The sequence below is a fragment of the Caldovatus aquaticus genome (assembly GCF_019458025.1).
Taxonomy (GTDB): domain Bacteria; phylum Pseudomonadota; class Alphaproteobacteria; order Acetobacterales; family Acetobacteraceae; genus Caldovatus; species Caldovatus aquaticus.
Window position 1 is genome coordinate 1 of sequence record NZ_JAHZUY010000026.1, and the last position, 17,490, is coordinate 17,490.

18 protein-coding genes are annotated in these 17,490 nt (G+C 76.6%); 6 read left to right on the top strand and 12 right to left on the bottom strand.

Going from position 1 to position 17,490, the window contains the following annotated elements; genetic code table 11:
- From K1J50_RS10710 to K1J50_RS10725, 4 genes are all read right to left on the bottom strand, one after another.
- Nucleotides 1-1,005, bottom strand: a 1,005-nt coding sequence (locus K1J50_RS10710) for a M48 family metallopeptidase (protein ID WP_220117713.1), incomplete at its 3' end; no start/stop codon positions are given.
- 25 nt (nucleotides 1,006-1,030) lie between these two features.
- Nucleotides 1,031-1,591: a LemA family protein gene (locus tag K1J50_RS10715; RefSeq protein ID WP_220117714.1), complete on the bottom strand. Its 561-nt coding sequence runs from the start codon at nucleotides 1,589-1,591 to the stop codon at nucleotides 1,031-1,033.
- 99 nt (nucleotides 1,592-1,690) lie between these two features.
- Nucleotides 1,691-3,064: an ATP-binding protein gene (locus K1J50_RS10720; protein ID WP_220117715.1), complete on the bottom strand. Its 1,374-nt coding sequence runs from the start codon at nucleotides 3,062-3,064 to the stop codon at nucleotides 1,691-1,693.
- A 1-nt stretch (nucleotide 3,065) separates the two neighbouring features.
- Entirely contained in the window at nucleotides 3,066-3,815 is a 750-nt protein-coding gene (locus K1J50_RS10725) for a response regulator (RefSeq protein ID WP_220117716.1), read from the bottom strand.
- A gap of 235 nt (nucleotides 3,816-4,050) precedes the next feature.
- Here K1J50_RS10725 and K1J50_RS10730 point away from each other — a divergent pair, with 235 nt between their 5' ends.
- Entirely contained in the window at nucleotides 4,051-4,719 is a 669-nt protein-coding gene (locus K1J50_RS10730) for a DNA-3-methyladenine glycosylase family protein (RefSeq protein ID WP_220117717.1), read from the top strand.
- Nucleotides 4,720-4,823: 104 nt separating this feature from the next.
- Nucleotides 4,824-6,035, top strand: a complete 1,212-nt coding sequence (locus K1J50_RS10735; RefSeq protein WP_220117718.1) for an aminotransferase — start codon at nucleotides 4,824-4,826, stop codon at nucleotides 6,033-6,035.
- 64 nt (nucleotides 6,036-6,099) lie between these two features.
- On the opposite strand, the gene K1J50_RS10740 is transcribed toward K1J50_RS10735, so the two are convergent.
- Together K1J50_RS10740 and K1J50_RS10745 are read right to left on the bottom strand one after the other, a co-directional pair.
- On the bottom strand, nucleotides 6,100-6,360 hold the full coding sequence (locus tag K1J50_RS10740; protein ID WP_220117719.1) for a hypothetical protein: 261 nt from the start codon (nucleotides 6,358-6,360) through the stop codon (nucleotides 6,100-6,102).
- Nucleotides 6,361-6,415: 55 nt separating this feature from the next.
- On the bottom strand, nucleotides 6,416-7,426 hold the full coding sequence (locus tag K1J50_RS10745; protein ID WP_220117720.1) for a zinc-binding alcohol dehydrogenase family protein: 1,011 nt from the start codon (nucleotides 7,424-7,426) through the stop codon (nucleotides 6,416-6,418).
- Between the two features lie 109 nt (nucleotides 7,427-7,535).
- Between K1J50_RS10745 and K1J50_RS10750 the strand changes: the two genes are divergently transcribed.
- Nucleotides 7,536-8,696 (top strand): MFS transporter, encoded by a 1,161-nt coding sequence (locus K1J50_RS10750; RefSeq protein ID WP_220117721.1) that lies wholly within the window; start codon nucleotides 7,536-7,538, stop codon nucleotides 8,694-8,696.
- Between the two features lie 306 nt (nucleotides 8,697-9,002).
- Here K1J50_RS10750 and K1J50_RS19130 read toward each other — a convergent pair whose 3' ends face one another.
- A complete protein-coding gene (locus tag K1J50_RS19130; RefSeq protein WP_255575186.1) occupies nucleotides 9,003-9,179 on the bottom strand; it encodes a DUF1674 domain-containing protein in 177 nt (58 codons plus the stop codon).
- A 258-nt stretch (nucleotides 9,180-9,437) separates the two neighbouring features.
- Between K1J50_RS19130 and htpX the strand changes: the two genes are divergently transcribed.
- The 3 genes from htpX (at nucleotide 9,438) to K1J50_RS10770 (ending at nucleotide 12,494) form a co-directional block, all read left to right on the top strand.
- On the top strand, nucleotides 9,438-10,376 hold the full coding sequence (htpX, locus tag K1J50_RS10760; RefSeq protein WP_220117722.1) for a zinc metalloprotease HtpX: 939 nt from the start codon (nucleotides 9,438-9,440) through the stop codon (nucleotides 10,374-10,376).
- Nucleotides 10,377-10,441: 65 nt separating this feature from the next.
- The gene (locus K1J50_RS10765) at nucleotides 10,442-11,455 is read left to right on the top strand and encodes a Bug family tripartite tricarboxylate transporter substrate binding protein (RefSeq protein ID WP_220117723.1); all 1,014 of its coding nucleotides are present in this window, start codon (nucleotides 10,442-10,444) and stop codon (nucleotides 11,453-11,455) included.
- Between the two features lie 88 nt (nucleotides 11,456-11,543).
- Nucleotides 11,544-12,494 carry a TIGR03619 family F420-dependent LLM class oxidoreductase gene (locus tag K1J50_RS10770; RefSeq protein ID WP_220117724.1) on the top strand — a complete coding sequence of 317 codons (951 nt, stop codon included), beginning with the start codon at nucleotides 11,544-11,546 and terminating at the stop codon, nucleotides 12,492-12,494.
- A 19-nt stretch (nucleotides 12,495-12,513) separates the two neighbouring features.
- Here K1J50_RS10770 and K1J50_RS10775 read toward each other — a convergent pair whose 3' ends face one another.
- The 5 genes from K1J50_RS10775 to K1J50_RS10795 form a co-directional block, all read right to left on the bottom strand.
- On the bottom strand, nucleotides 12,514-13,668 hold the full coding sequence (locus K1J50_RS10775; RefSeq protein WP_220117725.1) for an alpha/beta hydrolase: 1,155 nt from the start codon (nucleotides 13,666-13,668) through the stop codon (nucleotides 12,514-12,516).
- An 18-nt stretch (nucleotides 13,669-13,686) separates the two neighbouring features.
- Nucleotides 13,687-14,661, bottom strand: coding sequence for a tripartite tricarboxylate transporter substrate binding protein (locus K1J50_RS10780; protein ID WP_220117726.1), 975 nt, complete (start codon nucleotides 14,659-14,661; stop codon nucleotides 13,687-13,689).
- A gap of 127 nt (nucleotides 14,662-14,788) precedes the next feature.
- Complete coding sequence (locus K1J50_RS10785) at nucleotides 14,789-15,454, bottom strand: hypothetical protein (RefSeq protein WP_220117727.1); 666 nt, start codon at nucleotides 15,452-15,454, stop codon at nucleotides 14,789-14,791.
- A gap of 236 nt (nucleotides 15,455-15,690) precedes the next feature.
- Complete coding sequence (locus tag K1J50_RS10790) at nucleotides 15,691-16,386, bottom strand: ABC-type transport auxiliary lipoprotein family protein (RefSeq protein WP_220117728.1); 696 nt, start codon at nucleotides 16,384-16,386, stop codon at nucleotides 15,691-15,693.
- Complete coding sequence (locus K1J50_RS10795; protein WP_220117729.1) at nucleotides 16,386-17,489, bottom strand: MlaD family protein; 1,104 nt, start codon at nucleotides 17,487-17,489, stop codon at nucleotides 16,386-16,388. The genes K1J50_RS10790 and K1J50_RS10795 overlap by 1 nt, the downstream gene beginning before the upstream one ends.
- Nucleotide 17,490 lies beyond the last annotated feature (1 nt).

A 17,490-nucleotide genomic window follows, 5' to 3' on the forward strand; every position in this document is an offset into this window, starting at 1 on the left:
CCACGGCGGCTCCGCCGCCGGCGGTTCCGGCGGCGCCAGCGGCCCCGGGTCGCGGCCGCCCGCGAAGCGCACCAGCGCGGCGATGCGCTGCGCGATCGGCGGATGCGTCGCCATCAGCGCGCCCCCCAGCGCCCCCTCCTCGTCGTCGAGGAACAGCGCGCGCACCTGGCGCGGCACCTCGGGCATGGCGGAATGGCCTTCCACCTTGCGCAGCGCGCCGATCATCGCGTCCGGGTCCTGCGTCAGCGCGACCGCCCCGGCGTCGGCCAGGAATTCGCGGTTGCGCGACAGCGCCATGCGCAGCACCACGGCGAGCCCCCAGGCGAGCGCGATCAGCGCCAGCCCGGCCAGCGCCAGCGCGGCGTTGCCGCCGCCCTCGCGCCGGCCCGGGGAGGAGCGGTAGCGCACCCGCCCCGTCCCGCGCAGCACCATGTCGGCGACCAGGCCGATGATGCCGGCGAAGACCGCCGCGATCAGCCCGAGCCGCGCATCGCCGTTGCGGATGTGCGTCAGCTCGTGCGCCAGCACCGCCGTGAGTTCGCGGTCGTCGAGCGCGTCCATCAGCCCCCGGGTCACCGTGACCGAGGCCGCCCCCGGCCGCAGCCCGGCGGCGAAGGCGTTGCGCGCGCCGGACTCGATCACCGCGAGCCGCGGCATCGGCAGGCCGCGCGCGATGCAGAGGGTCTCGAGCGCGTTCCACAGCCGCGGCTCCTGCTTCCGCGTCACCGGATGGGCCCCGCTCGCCCAGTCCATCAGCCGGTCGGAGAAGCGCCAGGCGATGCCGAACCAGGCGGCGGCGGCGAGGAGCGAGAGGCCGAGGATCCAGGGCAGGCTGCGCAGCGCCTCCCGCACCCCGTCCCCGAACCCCCGCGCCTGGGCCGAGGCGAGCAGCAGCGCCAGGCCGAAGCCGAGGACCGCGAGCAGCGCCGGGAAGCCGGCGAGCAGCAGCGCCGACTTCCAGAGGTTGTTCCAGATGTAGGTGCGGAGCCCGACCGCCCCGACCACCGCGCCCGCCCCCGCTCCGCCGCGGTCAGAACCTCACCTGGGGCACCGTCTGCACCGCCGTGCGCTCCGCCTCCGGCACCTCGAAGAAGCCACGCTGCCGGAAGCCCAGGGCGCCGGCGAAGAACACCGCGGGGATCGATTCGGTCATCGCGTTGTATTCCGCGACCGCGTTGTTGTAGAAGCGGCGCGCCGCGGCGATCTTGTTCTCGAGGTCGGCGAGCTCGCTCTGGAGCTGGAGGAAGCTGGTGTTGGCCTTGAGGTCCGGATAGGCCTCCGCCAGCGCGAACAGCCGGCCGAGCGCGCCGGCGAGCTGGCCCTCCGCCGCCCCCTGCGCCTCCGGCCCCCGCGCCGCCGCCGCCGCGTTGCGCGCCTGGATCACCGCGTCCAGCGTGCCGCGCTCATGCGCCGCGTAGCCCTTCACCGTCTCGACCAGGTTGGGGATCAGGTCGTGGCGCTGCTTGAGCTGCACGTCCACGTCCGACCACGCCTGCGCGGTCGCCTGGCGCAGCGCGACCAGCCGGTTGTACGCGACGATCAGCCAGAGCAGCAGCAGCACGACCAGGCCGAGGACGATCCAGCCGAGCATGGGGGCGCGTTCCCTTCGCGTATCGGGCAAGTCTAACTGCGGGGCCGGAACAAGTCATTCCCGCAGATCGCCCCGCTCCCCCGGCCGGCCCCGCGCCGCTCACGCCGGCAGCGTCACCAGCGCGCTCAGCCCCCCGCCGCCTCGGTTCCTCAGCACCACGTCGCCGCCGTGCGCGCGCAGGATGTTGCGCGCGATCGGCAGGCCGAGACCGGCGCCGCCGGTCTCGCGGTTGCGGCTCGTCTCCAGCCGGCGGAAGGGCGCGAATACGGCCTCCAGCTCGTCCTCGGGGATGCCGGGGCCGTCGTCCTCGACCGCGAGCCGCACCGTGCCGCCCTCCGGCGGCGAGAGCGCGATGCGCGCCGACCCGCCGTAGGCGAGCGCGTTGCGCACCAGGTTGGCGAGGGCGCGCTTCAGCGCCACCGGGCGGGCGCGCACCGTCAGCCGCTCCGGTCCCTCGTAGGCGATGCGCTCGGCGGCCTCCGGCTGCGCGTCCGCCGCCTCGTCGAGCACCGTGCGGCAGAGCGCGGCGAGGTCCACCGGCGCCGCCGGCTCGGCCGCCGCGTCGTCGCGCGCGAAGGCGAGGGTCGCCGCGATCATCGCCTCCATCTCGTCGAGGTCGGCGAGCATCTTGCGCCGCTGCTCCTCGTCCTCGAGGAACTCCGCGCGCAGCCGGAGCCGGGTGATCGGCGTGCGCAGGTCGTGGCCGATCGCGGCGAGCATCTGCGTGCGGTCGGCGACGAAGCGGCGGATCCGCTCGGCCATGGTGTTGAACGCGCGGGCGGCGGTCGCGATCTCGCTCGGGCCGCGCTCGTCGAGCGGGGGGGCGTTCACGTCGCGGCCCAGCCGCTCGGCCGCCTCGGCCAGCACCCGCACCGGGCGCGTCAGGCGCGCCACCGCCCAGACGATCAGCCCCGCCGCGGCGAGGGTCATGGCGAGGAAGGCGAGGAGGAAGCTCTCCGAGTGCCAGGGCCGGGGCGGCGGCAGCGCGACGCGCAGGTTCAGCCACTCCCCGTCCGGCAGGCGGAGCGAGGCGAGGAAGCCGTCCGGCCCGTTCCCGGCCACGCGGATCTCGCGCGGGCGCATCCGCGGCGGCCCGAGGGCGAGGAGATCCAGCCGGAACATCCGGACCACCTCCGGCGGCGGCGGCGCCATCGGCGCGCGCACCAGCGGGCGCTCCGACAGCTCCGCGCCGAGCCCGGGCGGCAGATCGAGGTCGGCGAGCAGCGCCGCGCGGCGGTCGGCGGGCGCGAGCAGGGCCGTGCGCCAGGCGCCGAAGGCGCGCGCCGAGACCTCGCGCGCCTGCACGATGCGCTGCAGGTCCACGCGGTCCAGCGCGTGGATGGTGAGGCCCGCCGCCTGCACCACCGCCAGCGCCAGGATCAGCACCAGCGCGGTGCGCGCCCCGAGGCTGCGCGGCAGCCAGCGGCCCGGCCGCCGCGTCTCCCGTCGTTCCGCGGGGGCCTCCCGCGCCATCTCAGCGCAGCCGCTCGACCTCGGCGGCGAGGACGTAGCCGCCGCCGCGCACGGTCTTGATGAGCTGCGGGTTGCGCCCGTCGTCCTCGAGCTTGCGGCGCAGCCGCGACACGGCGACGTCGATCGCGCGGTCGAACGGCCCGGCCTGGCGGTTGTGCAGCAGGTCCATCAGCATGTCGCGCGTCAGCACGCGGTTCGGGCGCTCGAGCAGGATCACCAGCAGCTCGTACTCGCCGCCGGTGAGCGGCACCTCCGTCCCCTCGGGGTCGAGCAGGCGGCGGCGCGCCGGCTCCAGCGTCCAGCCGGCGAAGCGGATCGCCCGCGGCGGCGGCTCCTTGCGCGCGCCGGGCTCGCCGCCGGTGCGGCGCAGCACGGCGCGAATGCGCGCGAGCAGCTCGCGCGGGTTGAAGGGCTTCGGCACGTAGTCGTCGGCGCCGAGCTCGAGGCCGACGATGCGGTCCGTCTCCTCCCCCATCGCCGTCAGCATCACGATCGGCACCTCGGACTGGGCGCGCAGCCAGCGGGCGAAATCGAGCCCGGACTCGCCCGGCAGCATCAGGTCCAGCACCACCAGGTGGTAGCGGCCGAGCGGCCAGAGGCGCCGGGCCTCGCGCGCGTCGCGGGCGGCGGAGACGCGCATGCCCTGGCGCTCGAGGAATTTCGAGAGGAGGTCGCGGATCTCGCGGTCGTCGTCCACCACCAGGATGTGCGGCGGCGCCTGGGGCGGCGGAGGCGGCGTCTCTCGGTCCATCGCGCCTGTTACATAGCGCGCGCCGCCCGCCGTGCACCGGCGCGTGTTGCGGACTGTTGCGGGGCGGCGTGGCCGTTGCGGAGCGTTGCAATCCCGGCATTCCGGCCCGGCATTCCGGCCGGCGCCGGGGGCTTCCATCCGGGGCGGCGGCACACCAGATAGGGGCTGCAGGAGCGATCGGCGCGACTGAACGGCCTCTCCCCCCGGCCGGCGCCGATGCGCTAAGGCGGCGGGGATGTGCCCCCCCGACTTCGCATCCCCGCCGCCGCCTTCTTCTCCCCCCTGGGTGCGCACCGGCCTGGCCGCGCTGGCCGCGGCCGATCCCGATCTCGCCCGCATCGAGCCGGCCGCCGGCCCGCTGCCCTGGCGCACGCGCGATCCGGGCTTTCCCGGGCTGCTGCGCGCGATCTGCGGGCAGATGATCTCGAACCGGGCGGCGGCCGCGATCTGGTCCCGGCTGCGCGCCCTGCCCGGCGCGCTGGACCCGGCGGGGCTGCTCGCCCTGCCGGACGCGGCGCTGCGCGGCGCCGGCCTCTCCCGCCCCAAGGTCGCCCATGCGCGCGCGCTGGCCGAGGCCTGCGCGAGCGGCCGTCTCGACCTCGCCGCGGTGGCGCGGATGGAGGACGAGGCGGCGATCGCCGCGCTCTCCGCCGTGCCGGGCCTCGGCCGCTGGACCGCGGAGATCCACCTGCTGTTCGGCCTGCAGCGGCCGGACGTGTTCCCCGCCGGCGACCTCGCCCTCGCCGCGGGGGCGGCGCATCTGAAGGGGCTGGCGGCGCGGCCGGCTCCGGAGGCGCTGCGGGCGATGGCCGAGGCCTGGCGGCCCTGGCGCTCGCTGGCGGCGCGGCTGCTCTGGCACCACTGGCGCTTCGTGACGGGGCGGCCGGCGGGCGAGGCGCCGTAGGGGCGGGCCGCGGGACAGGCGGGCGCGCGCCGGTCCGCGCGCGGTTCGCGCCCCCGGCCCCGGCACAGTAGGCGCCGCGCCGCATCGGTGCGATACGGGCCCGGATGGACCTGCCGCTTTCGCCCCGCATCCGCGCCACCGATGCCCCGCCGATCCCCGCCGCGCGCGCCTGGGCGGCGCGCTATGCCGGCGCGGCCGGGCCGCTGCTCGACCTCACCCAGGCGGTGCCCGGCTACCCGCCGCATCCCGACCTGCTCCTGCGGCTGGCCGCGGCGGCGGGCGACCGCGCCTCGGCCGGCTACGGCCCGATCGACGGCGAGCCCGCGCTGCGCGAGGCCCTCGCCGCCGACATCGCGCGCACCTATGCCGCGCCGGTCACCGCCGCCGACGTCGCCATCACCGCCGGCGGCAACCTTGCCTTCACCATGGCGATGGCGGTGCTGGCCGGCGAGGGCGAGGCGGTGCTGCTGCCCACTCCCTGGTACTTCAACCACCGCATGGCGCTGTCCCTGCTCGGCATCGCGGCGATCCCGCTGCCCTGCCGCGCCGAGGACGGCTTCCTGCCCGATCCCGGCCGCGCCGCCGCGCTGCTGCGCGAGGCCCCGCGCGTCCGCGCGGTCGTGCTGGTCACGCCCAACAACCCGACCGGCGCCGCCTACCCGCCCGAGGTGATCGCGCGCTTCGCCGCGCTGTGCCGCGACCATCGCGCCTGGCTGGTGCTGGACGAGACCTACCGCGACTTCCTGCCCGAGCCGGCAGGCCCGCCGCACGGCCTGTTCGCCGAGGCCGGCTGGCGCGAGGAGGGCGGCGTGGTGCAGCTCTACTCCTTCTCCAAGGCCTATTGCGTGCCCGGGCACCGGGTCGGCGCGATCCTCGCCGGGCCGGCGTTCCGCGGGGCGCTGATGAAGGCGCTCGACACCATGCAGATCTGCGCCCCGCGCGCGGCGCAGGCGGCGCTCGCCTGGGCGGTCGAGGGGCTGCGCGGCTGGCGCGCCGGAAACCGCGCGCTGATGGCGGAGCGCGCCGCCGCCTTCCGCCGCGCCGTCGCCGCGCTGCCGGGCTGGCGGCCCGACGCGCTCGGCGCCTATTTCGCCTACCTGCGCCTGCCGGAGGGCGCGCCGGACGCGCTCGAGGCCGCGGAACGCCTGGCCGTGGAGGGCGGGCTGCTCGCCCTGCCCGGCCCGTTCTTCGGGCCGGGGCAGGAACGGCACCTGCGCCTTGCCTTCGCCAATGCCGGCCTCGAGGCGATCGCGGCGGTTCCCGCACGCCTGCTGCGGGCGCTGCCTGGCAGCGCCGCGTCCGACCCCGTGGCGTAGCGGCCCGCGGCGCCGGCCGGCGCGACGAGCCGCGGGCCTGCCCCGCCCGCCAGCCGTCCGCCGCCTAGAGCGAGGCCCGCCGCATCCGCTGGCGGACGACCGCATCCTCCACCAGGCGGCGGTCGCGCTCCTCCATGCGCCGGTTTCGCACCACCAGCACCGCCCAGCCGACCGCAATCGCCCAGGTCAGCAGCCCCGGCACGAAGGGCATCACCAGCAGCACCAGCCCCAGCACCCAGAGGAGGAAGTTGAACACCGCCTGGAACGGCCGGCCCGCGAACAGGATCGCCAGCGGCGGGACCAGGATGGCGAGGAGATACATCATGGCGACCTCCTAACCGCCCGCCCCGCCCCCGGTTGCACGCGGCCCGCCGCGCGCCTCAGAACCCCTCCAGCACGACCTTGCCGATCATCCGCCCGCTCTCGACCATCGCGTGCGCACGGATCAGGTGCTCGGCGTCGATGCGGCCCAGGCGCTCGGTCACGGTGGTGCGGAGGACGCCGGTGTCCACGAGGTGCGCCACCTCGTCGAGCAGCCGGTGCTGCTGGATCATGTCCGGGGTCTGATGGACGGGGCGGGCGAACATCGACTCCCAGGCCAGGAACGCCGCCTTCGGCTTGAGGCGCGACACCTCCGCGCCGTCGAGGTCGTCTATCACGCAGATGCCGCCCTGCGGCGCCAGCAGCTCGCACAGCGCGTTCCAGTGGCGCGGCGTGTGCGTCACCGCGAACACGTAGGGGATCGGCACGCCGAGCGCCTTCGCCTGCCGCGCCAGGTCCTGCGAATGGTCGAGCACGACATGCGCCCCCATGCTCTCGCACCAGGCGCGGCTCTCGGGCCGCGAGGCGGTGGCGATCACCTTGAGCCCGGTCAGCCGCCGCGCGAGCTGGATCGCGATCGAGCCGACGCCGCCGGCGCCGCCGGTGATCAGCACCGCCCCGCCCTCGGCCGGCTTGCCGCGCGGGATGCGCAGCCGGTCGAACAGCGCCTCCCACGCCGTGATCGCGGTCAGCGGCAGCGCCGCCGCCTCGGCGAAGGAGAGCGTCCGCGGCTTGTGGCCGACGATCCGCTCGTCCACCAGGTGGAACTCGGCGTTGGTGCCGGGCCGGTTGACGGAGCCGGCGTAGAATACTTCCGCCCCGAGCGGGAACAGGACCGCCTCCGGCCCCTTGGCGCGCACGATGCCGGCGGCGTCGAAGCCGAGCACGCGCGGCTCGCCGGCCGGGTCGGCGCTGCGGCGGAGCCTGGTGTCCACCGGATTGACGCTGACCGCGCGCACCTCGACCAGCAGGTCGCGCCCCTTCGGCGCGGGCGGGTCGGGCAGGGTGAGGTCGAGCAGCGCCTCCTCGTGCGCGACCGGATGGCAATGGGTGTAGCCGACGGCCTTCATGGGCTCCTCCCTGGGCGCCACCCGAGGAGATGGCGCGGCGCCGGCGCCGGGCCAGGGGGCCTCGCCACGGCTTGTCGGCCGGCCCGCCTGCCGGCAGCATCCGCCGGCGATGGCGGCGGCGACGCGGCGTCTCATCCTGGTGGTCGGCAGCGGCGCCTTCGCCGGCGCGCTCGCGACCCGCGTGACCGATCCGCTGGTCGGCGTGATCGCGGGCGATCTCGGCGTGCCGGTGGCGACCGCGGCCCTGCTCGCCAGCGCCTACGCGCTGCCGCTCGCGGGCGTGCAGCCCGTGCTCGGGCCGCTCGCCGACAGCCTCGGCAAGCGGCGGGTGATGGCGGCGGGGCTGGTGGTGATGGCGCTGGCGCTCGCGGCCTCCGCCCTGGCGCCGGGGTTCGGCGCGCTGTTCGCCGCGCGCATGCTGGCCGGGGCGGGCTCGGGCGCGACCATGCCGCTCGCCATGGCGCTGATCGGCGACACGGTGCGCCTCGAGGAGCGCCAGGTGGCGCTGAGCCGGCTGCTGCTCTTCGCCATCAGCGGCCAGGTGGCGGGCGGGGCGGTCGCGGGGGTGCTGGAGGCGCATCTCGGCTGGCGCGGCGTGATGGCGCTGTGCGCGGCGGTCGCCCTCCTCGCCGCCTGGGTGGTGCGCAGCGCGCCGCTGCCCGGGGTGCCGGAGACGGCGGCCGGGCGGTTCAGCCTCGCCCAGGCGCTCGGCCGCTACCGGACCATCCTCGCGAACCGCGCCGCGCTCGAACTGTATGCCGCCGTGGCCCTCGAGGGGGCGGTGGTGTTCGGCAGCTTTCCCTTCTTCGCCGCCCTCCTCGCCGCGCGCGGGATCGGCGGGGTGGCGGAAGCCGGCCTCGCGATCGGCGCCTTCGGGGCCGGCGGCTTCGTCTATGCCGCGCTGGCGCGGCCGCTGCTCGCCCGCTGCGGCCAGGCCCGGATGGTGCGGGCCGGCGGCGCGCTGGGGGCGGCGGCGCTGCTCGGCCTGGCCGCGGCGCCGGCCTGGTGGGGCTTCGCGGCGGCGGCGCTGGCGCTCGGCGTCGGCTTCTACATGGTCCACGGCTCCATCCAGACGCGGGTGACGGAGGTGGCCCCGGCGGCGCGGGCCTCGGCGATGGCGCTGCACGCCTGCGGGTTCTTCGTCGGCCAGTCGCTCGGGCCGGTCCTGTTCGGCGCCGGGCTGCGGGAGCTCGGCGCCGGGGCGACGCTGGCGCTGTTCGCCGCCGCGCTGGCCGGGCTCGGCCTGGTGCTCGGGCGGCGCCCGGGCTGAGCCGGGGCGGCACCGGGCCGCCCCGCCGCCGGCCGATGCGGCCGGGCTTGCGGAACGGAAGGGGACAATCCGCCGAACGCGCCCGCGGAAAGATCATGGCAATTCAGGCCCCTGCCACGAGTCGCGCGAACGAATCGCTGACCCCGGCGCGATGGCCGTGACCCGTTCTCCACCCCCCAGCCCTGGGGGATCGCCGGCGCCGCGGCACACAAGCGCGTTCGCGCCCGGGGGCGGCTCCCGTCCCGTGTCCGCGGAGCCGCTCCGCGCCCTGGCGGAGCGCGGCCGTCCGCGGCCGGCGCCCGCGGGTCAGAAGTCGCTGACCCGCCCCTTGCGCTCCCAGTCGCCGTAGCGGGTGGGCTCGGGGCCGCTCGGGCCGCCGATCTCCCTCGCCCGGGGCGGCTGCGGCGGCGGGTCGCCCGCCGGGGGGAGCTGCGGGTCGCCGGGCAGGGGTGCCTCCGGCCCGGGCGGGTCCTCCACGGGCATCTCCGGAAGGTCCGGCGTGGGGGGCGGGGTCGGCCGGCCCGGCGGCATGGGCGCCGGCGGCGCCGCGGGGTCCGGCGCGGTCGGCACCGACGCCGCGCCGGCGGGACGAGGGGCGTCGGGGGCGGCGGGAACCCGCCCCCCTTGTTCGCGCGTGTTCATGCCTATCATCTGGGGTGCCCCCCGGGCTGCGGCACCCGCCCCACGGCGGTCCGCGGCCCGGCGGGGCCGGTGCGGCGCGAGGACCGGAGCTCGGCGATCATGCGGGGATATCTGCGCACGGCGGTTCTGCTGGCGGGGCTCACCGCGCTCTTCGTCGGCGTCGGCTACGCCGCCGGCGGGCGCCAGGGGATGGTGATCGCCTTCCTGCTCGCCTGCGCCACCAACCTCTGGGCGTGGTGGAACAGCGACCGGGTCGTGCTGGCCATGCACAACGCCCAGCCGATCGGCCCCGGGGACGCGCCGCGGCTGTACCAGATCGTCGCGCAGCTCGCGGCCAACGCCGGGCTGCCGGTGCCGGCGCTCTACGTGATCCACGAGGACCAGCCCAACGCCTTCGCCACCGGGCGCGATCCGCAGCACGCGGCGGTCGCCGTGACCACCGGCCTGCTCGACCTGCTGGACGAGGACGAGGTGGCGGGCGTGATCGCGCACGAGCTCGCGCACATCAGGAACCGCGACACGCTGATCATGACCGTCACGGCGACCATCGCCGGCGCGATCGGCATGCTGGCGCAGTTCGGCTTCCTGTTCGGCGGCCGGGACGAGAACGGCCGGCAGAACCCGTTCGGGCCGATCGGCCTCCTCCTGCTGCTGGTGGTGGGGCCGATCGCGGCGATGATCGTGCAGTTCGCGATCAGCCGCTCGCGCGAGTACGAGGCCGACCGCGGCGGCGCCGAGATCAGCGGCATGCCGCGGGCGCTGGCGAGCGCCCTGCTCAAGCTCGAGCACTACAAGCAGGGCCTCGTGAACCACACGGCGGAGGCGCATCCGGCGAGCGCGCACCTGTTCATCGTCAACCCGCTCTCGGGCGCGCGGATGGACCACCTGTTCTCGACCCACCCGAGCACCGAGGACCGCGTCCGCGCGCTCGAGGCGATCGCGCGCGAGATGGAGGCGGCGCGCGCCGCGGCCGGCCGGGCCGGCCCCGGGCCCTGGGGCGGCGCCGCGCGCGGCGGCCGGCGCAACCCCTGGAGCTGAGGCTGGACGATCCGCCCCGCCTGTGCTGCATCGGTCGGCGCTGCGTCCTGCGGGAGGATTCGCCGATGGCCTCGCCCCGTCCGGCGCCGAGCCGGCGCCAAGTCCTGTGCGGCCTCGCCGCCGCGAGCCTCGCCGCCCTGGCGTCCGGCGCGCGGGCGCAGGGCGGTGCGGAGGCGGCGGCGTGGCCGCAGCGCCCGGTCCGGGTGATCGTGCCCTTCCCGGGCGGCTCGACGCCCGACATCGCGGCGCGCGCCGTGGCGCAGCACTTCCAGCAGGTGTTCGGCCAGCCCTTCGTGCCGGACAACCGCGCCGGCGGCGGCGGCACGATCGGCACCGACGCGATCGCCAAGGCGACCGACGGGCACACCATCGGCGTCTCGATCGGCGGCCCCGCCAGCACGGCGAGGATCCTCAACCCGGCGCTGCCCTACGACCCGGCGACCGACCTCGCGCCGGTCTCGCTGCTGACGCGCCTGCCCTTCGTCCTCGTCGTGCATCCCTCGGTGCCGGCGCGCAGCGTCGCCGAGCTGGTGGCGCACGCGAAGGCGCATCCGGGGGCGCTGAACTACGGCTCGGTCGGCGCCGGCACGCTCGGCCACCTGCTGATGGCGGAGCTGGCGGCGCGGCACGGGCTGGAGATGACGCACGTGCCCTACCGCTCGGTGCCGCAGGCGGTGACGGAGCTGGTCGCCGGGCGCATCCAGGCGATGTTCGCCGCCTCCGGCGCGGTGCTCGGCCAGGTGCGGGAGGGGACCGTGCGCGGCCTCGCCGTCAGCTCCGACACCCGCTTCGCCGCGGTGCCCGACCTGCCGACGCTGCGCGAGGCGGGCGAGCCGGTCGAGGGCGCCTACGGCTGGATCGGCCTGTTCGCCCCGCCGGGCACGCCGCCCGAGCGGGTGGCGCGCCTCGCGGCGGAGGCCGGGGCGGCGCTCGCCGCGCCGCAGACCCGCCGTGCCCTGGAGGCGGCCGGGTTCGAGGTCGTGGGCAGCGATCCGCTCGCGCTGCGCATGCTGGTCGCGGCCGAGATCGGACGCTGGGGGCCGCTGATCCGCCGCCTCGGCATCCGGCCGGAGAGCTGACGGCGCGCCGTCGCCCGCGGGGGCGGCGCCCGGCCTCGCCCCCGATGCGGGCCGCCGTCGCCGCCCGCGGCAGGGGAGGAGCAAACGCATGCAGATCGGGTTCAACCTGCCCAACAGCGGGCCGATGGCGGAGCCGGAGACCATGGCCCGCGTCGCCCGGCTCGGCGAGGAGCTGGGCTTCGACTACCTGACCCTCACCGACCATATCGCCCTGCCCGACACCGGCGTGCCGGGCTACCCCTACTCGGATTCCGGCGCCTTCTACGAGCCGGAGCCCGGACGCCGCCTCGAGCAGCTCACCGCCGCCGCCTGGATCGCCGCCAGGACCGGGCGCATCCGCCTCGTGCTCGCGGTGCTGGTGGTGCCGCACCGGCCGGCGGTGCTGGCGGCGAAGATGCTCTCCACGCTCGACGTGCTCTCCGGCGGGCGGCTCACGGTCGGCATCGGCGCGGGCTGGCTGCAGGCCGAGCTCGACGCGGTGGCGACGACGCCCTTCGCCGAGCGCGGCGCGGTGACCGACGAGTACGTGGACGCGATGCGCCGGCTGTGGACCGAGGACAAGCCGAGGATCGCCGGGAAATACGTCCGCTACGACGGGCTGGTGATGGAGCCGAAGCCGCTGCAGAAGCCGCACCCGCCGATCTGGGTCGGCGGCGAGAGCGGCCCCTCGATGCGCCGCGCCGCCCGGGTGGGCGACGCCTGGTATCCGATCGGCAGCAACAAGGCGCACCTGCTCGACACGCTGCCGCGGCTGGAGGCGGGGATCGCGAAGCTGCGCCGGCTCGCCGAGGCGGCGGGGCGCGATCCGGAGCGGATCGGCGTGGCCTATCGCGTCAAGCGCCACGGCCACGAGGCGCCGCCGGCGAGCGACGGCCACCGCCGGCTGTTCACCAACGGCATCGCCAACGTCATCGCCGACATCAAGGCGCTGCGCGCGCTCGGCGTGACCGCGATAGACTTCGACTTCGAGGGGCGCGAGGCGGAGAAGTCCATGGCCGACATGCGCCGGTTCCGCGCCGAGGTGATGGACCGGATCTGAGGCGCGGCGGCGGCGGCGCTCAGCCCCGCGCCGCCGCGTCGCGCAGGAAGCGCAGCAGCAGCGCCGTCACCTCCTCCGGCCGCTCCTGCTGCACCCAGTGCCCGGCGCCCTCGACGAGGTGGCAGCCGAGCATGCGCGTGCAGGCGCTCTCCTGCATGCGCTCGATCGCGCCCGGGACCTGGTGGATGCCCCAGTCGCTGCGGCCCGCGACGAAGAGCGAGGGAACGTCGATCGTGCGGCCGGAGAACACCTCCAGCTCGCCGGCGTAGCGGCCGGTGGTGCGGCAGCGGTACCAGTTGAGCCCGCCCTGGAAGCCGGTGCGGGCGTATTCGCCGGCATAGACCGCGAGCTCCGCCTCCGGCAGCCAGCGGCAGGCGGCGATCTGCTCCGCCGAGGGCATCTCGCGTGCCACCGTCGCCGCCATGCCCTCGTGCAGGTCCATGATGTAGTAGGTCGGCATCTGCGCCAGCGCCTCCGCGGTCCAGCCGGCGAGGCGGAAGGGGCGGTTGCCCGGCCAGTCGGCGCTCTTGTGGTGGAAGTAGGCGCGCAGGAAGGCGTGCACGCCCTGCGGGCAGCGCCACATGTCCTCGTTGGCCTCGCGCGTCGCGTAGTACCACTGGTAGTGCTTGCGCGGGCGCGGCAGCGCGGCGAGCGCGGCGTGGATGTCCGGGCCGGGCGGCGCGCCGCGCGCCTCCCCGAAGGGGATCGCGGGCGGGCCGGCGAAGGGCGCGCTCATCAGCGCGACGGCGCGGAAGACGTCGGGGCGCACCAGGGCGCACCAGGCGGCGACCGAGGCGCCGAAGTCGTGTCCCACCACCGCGGCGACCTCGCGATGGCCGAGCGCGAACACCAGCCCCATCGCGTCGCGCACCAGGTTGAGCATGCGGAAGGGCGCGAGGTCGGCGTCGTAGTCGGCGCTCCAGCCCGTCGTGCGGCCGTAGCCGCGCTGGTCCGGGGCGACGACGTGGTAGCCCGCGGCGGCGAGCGCCGGCATCACCTTGCGCCAGGAATAGGCCAGCTCCGGGAAGCCGTGCAGCAGCAGGAGAAGGGGCCGGCCCGGGGGATCGAAGCCGGCCTCCAGCACGTGCAGGCGCAGCCCGTTGACGCCCTCGACGAAGCGCGCGCGGACGCCGGGCGGCAGGGTCGGGTCGGCGAGCGGGGGCAGGTCGGTCATCGCCGCGCTCCCCCGTCCTCACTCCCGCCAGGGGTGCTGGTTCCAGAGCCGCTGGTAGTGCTCGCGCAGCGCCATCAGCTCCTTGCGGTAGTCGTCCGGGCCGAGGTAGCGCAGCGGCAGCGCCTGCGCGCGGGCGAGGCGCAGGAATTCCGGGTCCTGCAGCGCCGCCCGCGCGGCGGCGGCGAGGCGCTCCAGCGCCTCGCGCGGCACGCCCGCCGGCGCGGCGAGTCCGCGCATCGAGCCCTCGATCAGGTCGAAGCCCTGTTCGCGGAAGGTCGGCACCTCGGGGGCCTCGGACCAGCGCCGCTCGCCCATCTGGCCGAGCGAGCGGAGCTGGCCCTGGCGCATGTCGGCGAGCCCCTCGGCGATGTTCATCGCCGCGACGGTGATGCTGCGCGAGAGCACCGCGTTCTTCACCGGCGCGCTGCCGGCGAAGGGGACGTGGGTCAGGCGCACGCCGGTCAGGCGCTGGAAGGCGAGCATCGCCAGGTGGTCGTCGGAGCCGATGCCGCTGGTGCCGACGCTGACGCGCTCCGGGTTGGCGCGGGCGTAGGCGACGAGGTCGGCGAGGCTGCGGATCGGGCTGTCGGCGGTGACGAAGAAGCTTCCCGGGTCGTCCACCACGTTGGCGACCGGGGCGAAGTCCTCGAGCCGGAAGCGCGCCTGCGGCCGCTCGATCGGGATGGTGACGATGGTGGGCGTGTTGATGAAGCCGAGCGTGAGGCCGTCCGCCCGCGCGCGGGCGAGCTCGGTGAAGCCGATCTCGCCGCCGGCGCCGGGGCGGTTGATGACGGCGATCGGCTGGCCGAGGTCGCGCTCGAGGAAGCGGGCGAGGGTGCGCGCGGCGACGTCCGTGCCGCCGCCGGCGGGATAGGCGACGATCATCGTCATCGGCCGCTCCGGCCGCCACGGCTGCGCCTGCGCCCGCGCCGGGCGGGCGCGCGTCGTGGCGGCGGCGGCGAGGCCGAGAAGCAGGCGGCGGCGATCGGGCATCGTGTCTCCTCCCGGGGCGCGCCGGACGCGGGGCGCCGCGGCGGCGGCCGGAGTATGCGGCCGCCGCGGCGCCGTGACCAGGACGGCTGCCGCGCCCGGACCCCGCGGCCCCGCGCGGCGCCGCGCCTCAGGGGAAGGTGACGTTGGTCAGGCTGCAGGTGTTGACCCGCCGCCGCTCCTGCGCCGAGTTGTCGTCGTACACGACGCGGATGTCGTAGAGGCACTCGCCCAGCGGCAGCCGCACCGCGAAGCTCTGCCCCGGCGGCAGCACGTTCTGGCCGAGGCGGTCCGGCCCCCAGTTGTTGTCGCTCGACGGCGAGGCGTAGATCTCCATGATCGTCCGCCCGCTGTTGTTGACCAGGTTGAAGGACGGGTTCTGGGTCTGCGCCGCGGCGGGAGGCGCCGCCTGGGCCTGGCTGCCGAACACCACCTCGGTCAGGCTGCAGGTGTTGACGCGCCGCCGCTCCTCGGCGTTGCCGTTGGCATAGACGACGCGGATGTCGTTCACGCACTCCTGCCCGGGGGGGATGCGGACGGGGAAGGCCTGGCCGTCCGGCAGCACGTTCCGCCCGAGCCAGTCGCGGCCCCAGGTGTCCTGGCTGGCCGGCGAGACGTAGATCTCGTTGATCGTCTGGCCGCTGCGGTTGACCAGGTTGAACGACGGGTCGTTGGACTGCGCCGCCGCGGGTCCGGCGAGGGCGGCAAGGCCGAGCGCCGCCGCGACGCAGGCGGCGAGGCGAGCGCCGCTGCGGCGTCGCCGCCCCTGGAAGGCGAGGAGGAAACGGTTCGGCATGGCCAGTCGCGGTCCTTTCCCTGCGCGTCTGTGCGGTGGCGGGGCGGGTCCGCGCCGACCCCCGCCTTCGCCCGCCCCCGCCCGGGGGCGCCTCCGGCCGGCCGGCGGCGGGCCGCGGCTTTTCCGGCGCGCGGCGGTCCGCTTCTCGCCGGTCCGGCGCCGATAATGCGCGATCACGCCGAGACCGGAAAGGCCGTTGCCGCGGCAGGCGCGCGCGGCGGCCCCCTCGGCCCGGCTCAGGACGCGAAGCGGGCGAGTCCCCTCTCCAGCGCGGCCAGCGCCTCGCCGAGAGCCGCCTCGGCCGCCGCGGCGACGCGCTCGGGCGGGGGGCTGCCGCCCCCCGTCCCGCCGTCGGGGGCCGCGTCCCGCGGCAAGGCCGCCTCGCCGCGCGGCGTGAGCTGCGCCAGCACCCGCCCCCCCCGGTCGAGCAGCACGCCGGCCAGCGCGGCGCGCGCGACGCCCCGCCCGTCGGCGCGGATCTCCGCCTGCAGCGCGGTCAGCTCGATCTCCAGGACCAGATCGGCCTCGGCCCGCGAGCCGGGGCTGGTGACCGCGGCGAACAGGCCGGATTCGGAGAGCCAGCGGCGGATCGCCTCCTCCGCCAGCTCGGCCGGCGGCGCCGCCCATTCGTTGTAGAAGTCCACCTGCACGCTGCCGTCGGGGCGCAGCGTGCGCAGGCCGCGCTGCTCGAGCCCCGGCGCGGCGCGGACGAGCCGCAGCAGCAGCACCTTGCGCCCGGCGCCGCCCGGCGCCGCGGCGCCGCCGGGCCGCCGCGGCGACAGGGTGAAGCGCCGCGTCTCCACGTAGGGCCGCTCGGGCAGCACGCTGCACCCGCCCGCGAGCGCCGCGGCCGCCGCGGCGGCGAGGCGCCGGCGCGAGAGAAGCGGACGGCGCGCGGCACGGCACGGCACGGGCGGGAAGGAAGGCGGCATCAGCGGCGGTCCGGCGGATTGGGCGCGGGCGGCGGCGCGCCGAACAGCGCCTGGGAGGGCGAGCGGCGCAGCAGTTCCGTGGTGTCGCGCAGGTTCTGCGCCGCCGCGCGCAGGTCGCGCAGGATCGGCGCGAGCTCGGCCTGGGTGTCGGCGGTGGCGACGCGCGCGGCGCGGACCGTGGCCTCGAGCGCGGCGATCGCCTGGGGGAGGCGGGCGAGGGCGGCGCGCATCTCCTCGGTGGCCCGCGCGGTGTTGGCGACCGCGGCGCGGACGTCGCGGCCGGCGGCCAGCGCCTCGGCCGCCGCCGCCGCCTCGTTGACGCCGCGCGCGGCCTCGCGCACGGCGCGCAGCGTCCCGGGTAGGTCGGCTTCGCGGATCGCCTCGCGCGCCGCCGCCAGGGTGCCGGGCAGGTCCGCCGCCTGCACCGCCTCGCGCGCCGCCGCCAGCGCCGCCGCGGCCTCGGCCAGCGCACGGCCGAGATCGGCGCCGGAGAGCTGTCCGCGCAGCTCGGCGGTCAGCGCCGCGAGGTTGGCGATCAGCCCCTCGATGTCGAGGCGCTGCAGCCGCGCGACCAGCGCCTCGGCCGCGCTCGTCACCTGCGCCACCGTCGAGGGCATGGCGGGGATGTAGGCGTCGCGCGGCTGCCAGGGCACGTCGTAGGCCGGGAAGCGCTCGGGGTCGGCGACGTAGTCCACCTCCAGGTACCGCACCCCGGTGATGCCCTCCGAGGCGATGCGGACGCGCAGGCCGAGCCGGATCGCATCCTCCATCCGCGGCATGCCGCCGATCCGCGCCGTGTCGAGCGCGAAGCGCACCAGCACGAGCTGATAGACGTCGGCGAAGGGCAGGCCGTCGCCGCGGCGGTACTCGGCGGCGGTCAGGCCGATCTCGGTGACGCGGCCGACGGCGACGCCGCGGTAGCGCACCGGCGAGCCGACATCGAGGCCCTGCACCGATTCCCCGATGTAGGTCTCGTAGGTCGTCCCGGCGCGGCCGAGGTCGCCGGAGGCGAGGAACAGCACGAACCCCACGGCGAGGCCGAGCCCGACCAGGATCAGCGCCCCCACCCGGACGTAGAGGCCGCGCGCGGCGGAGTGCGGCATC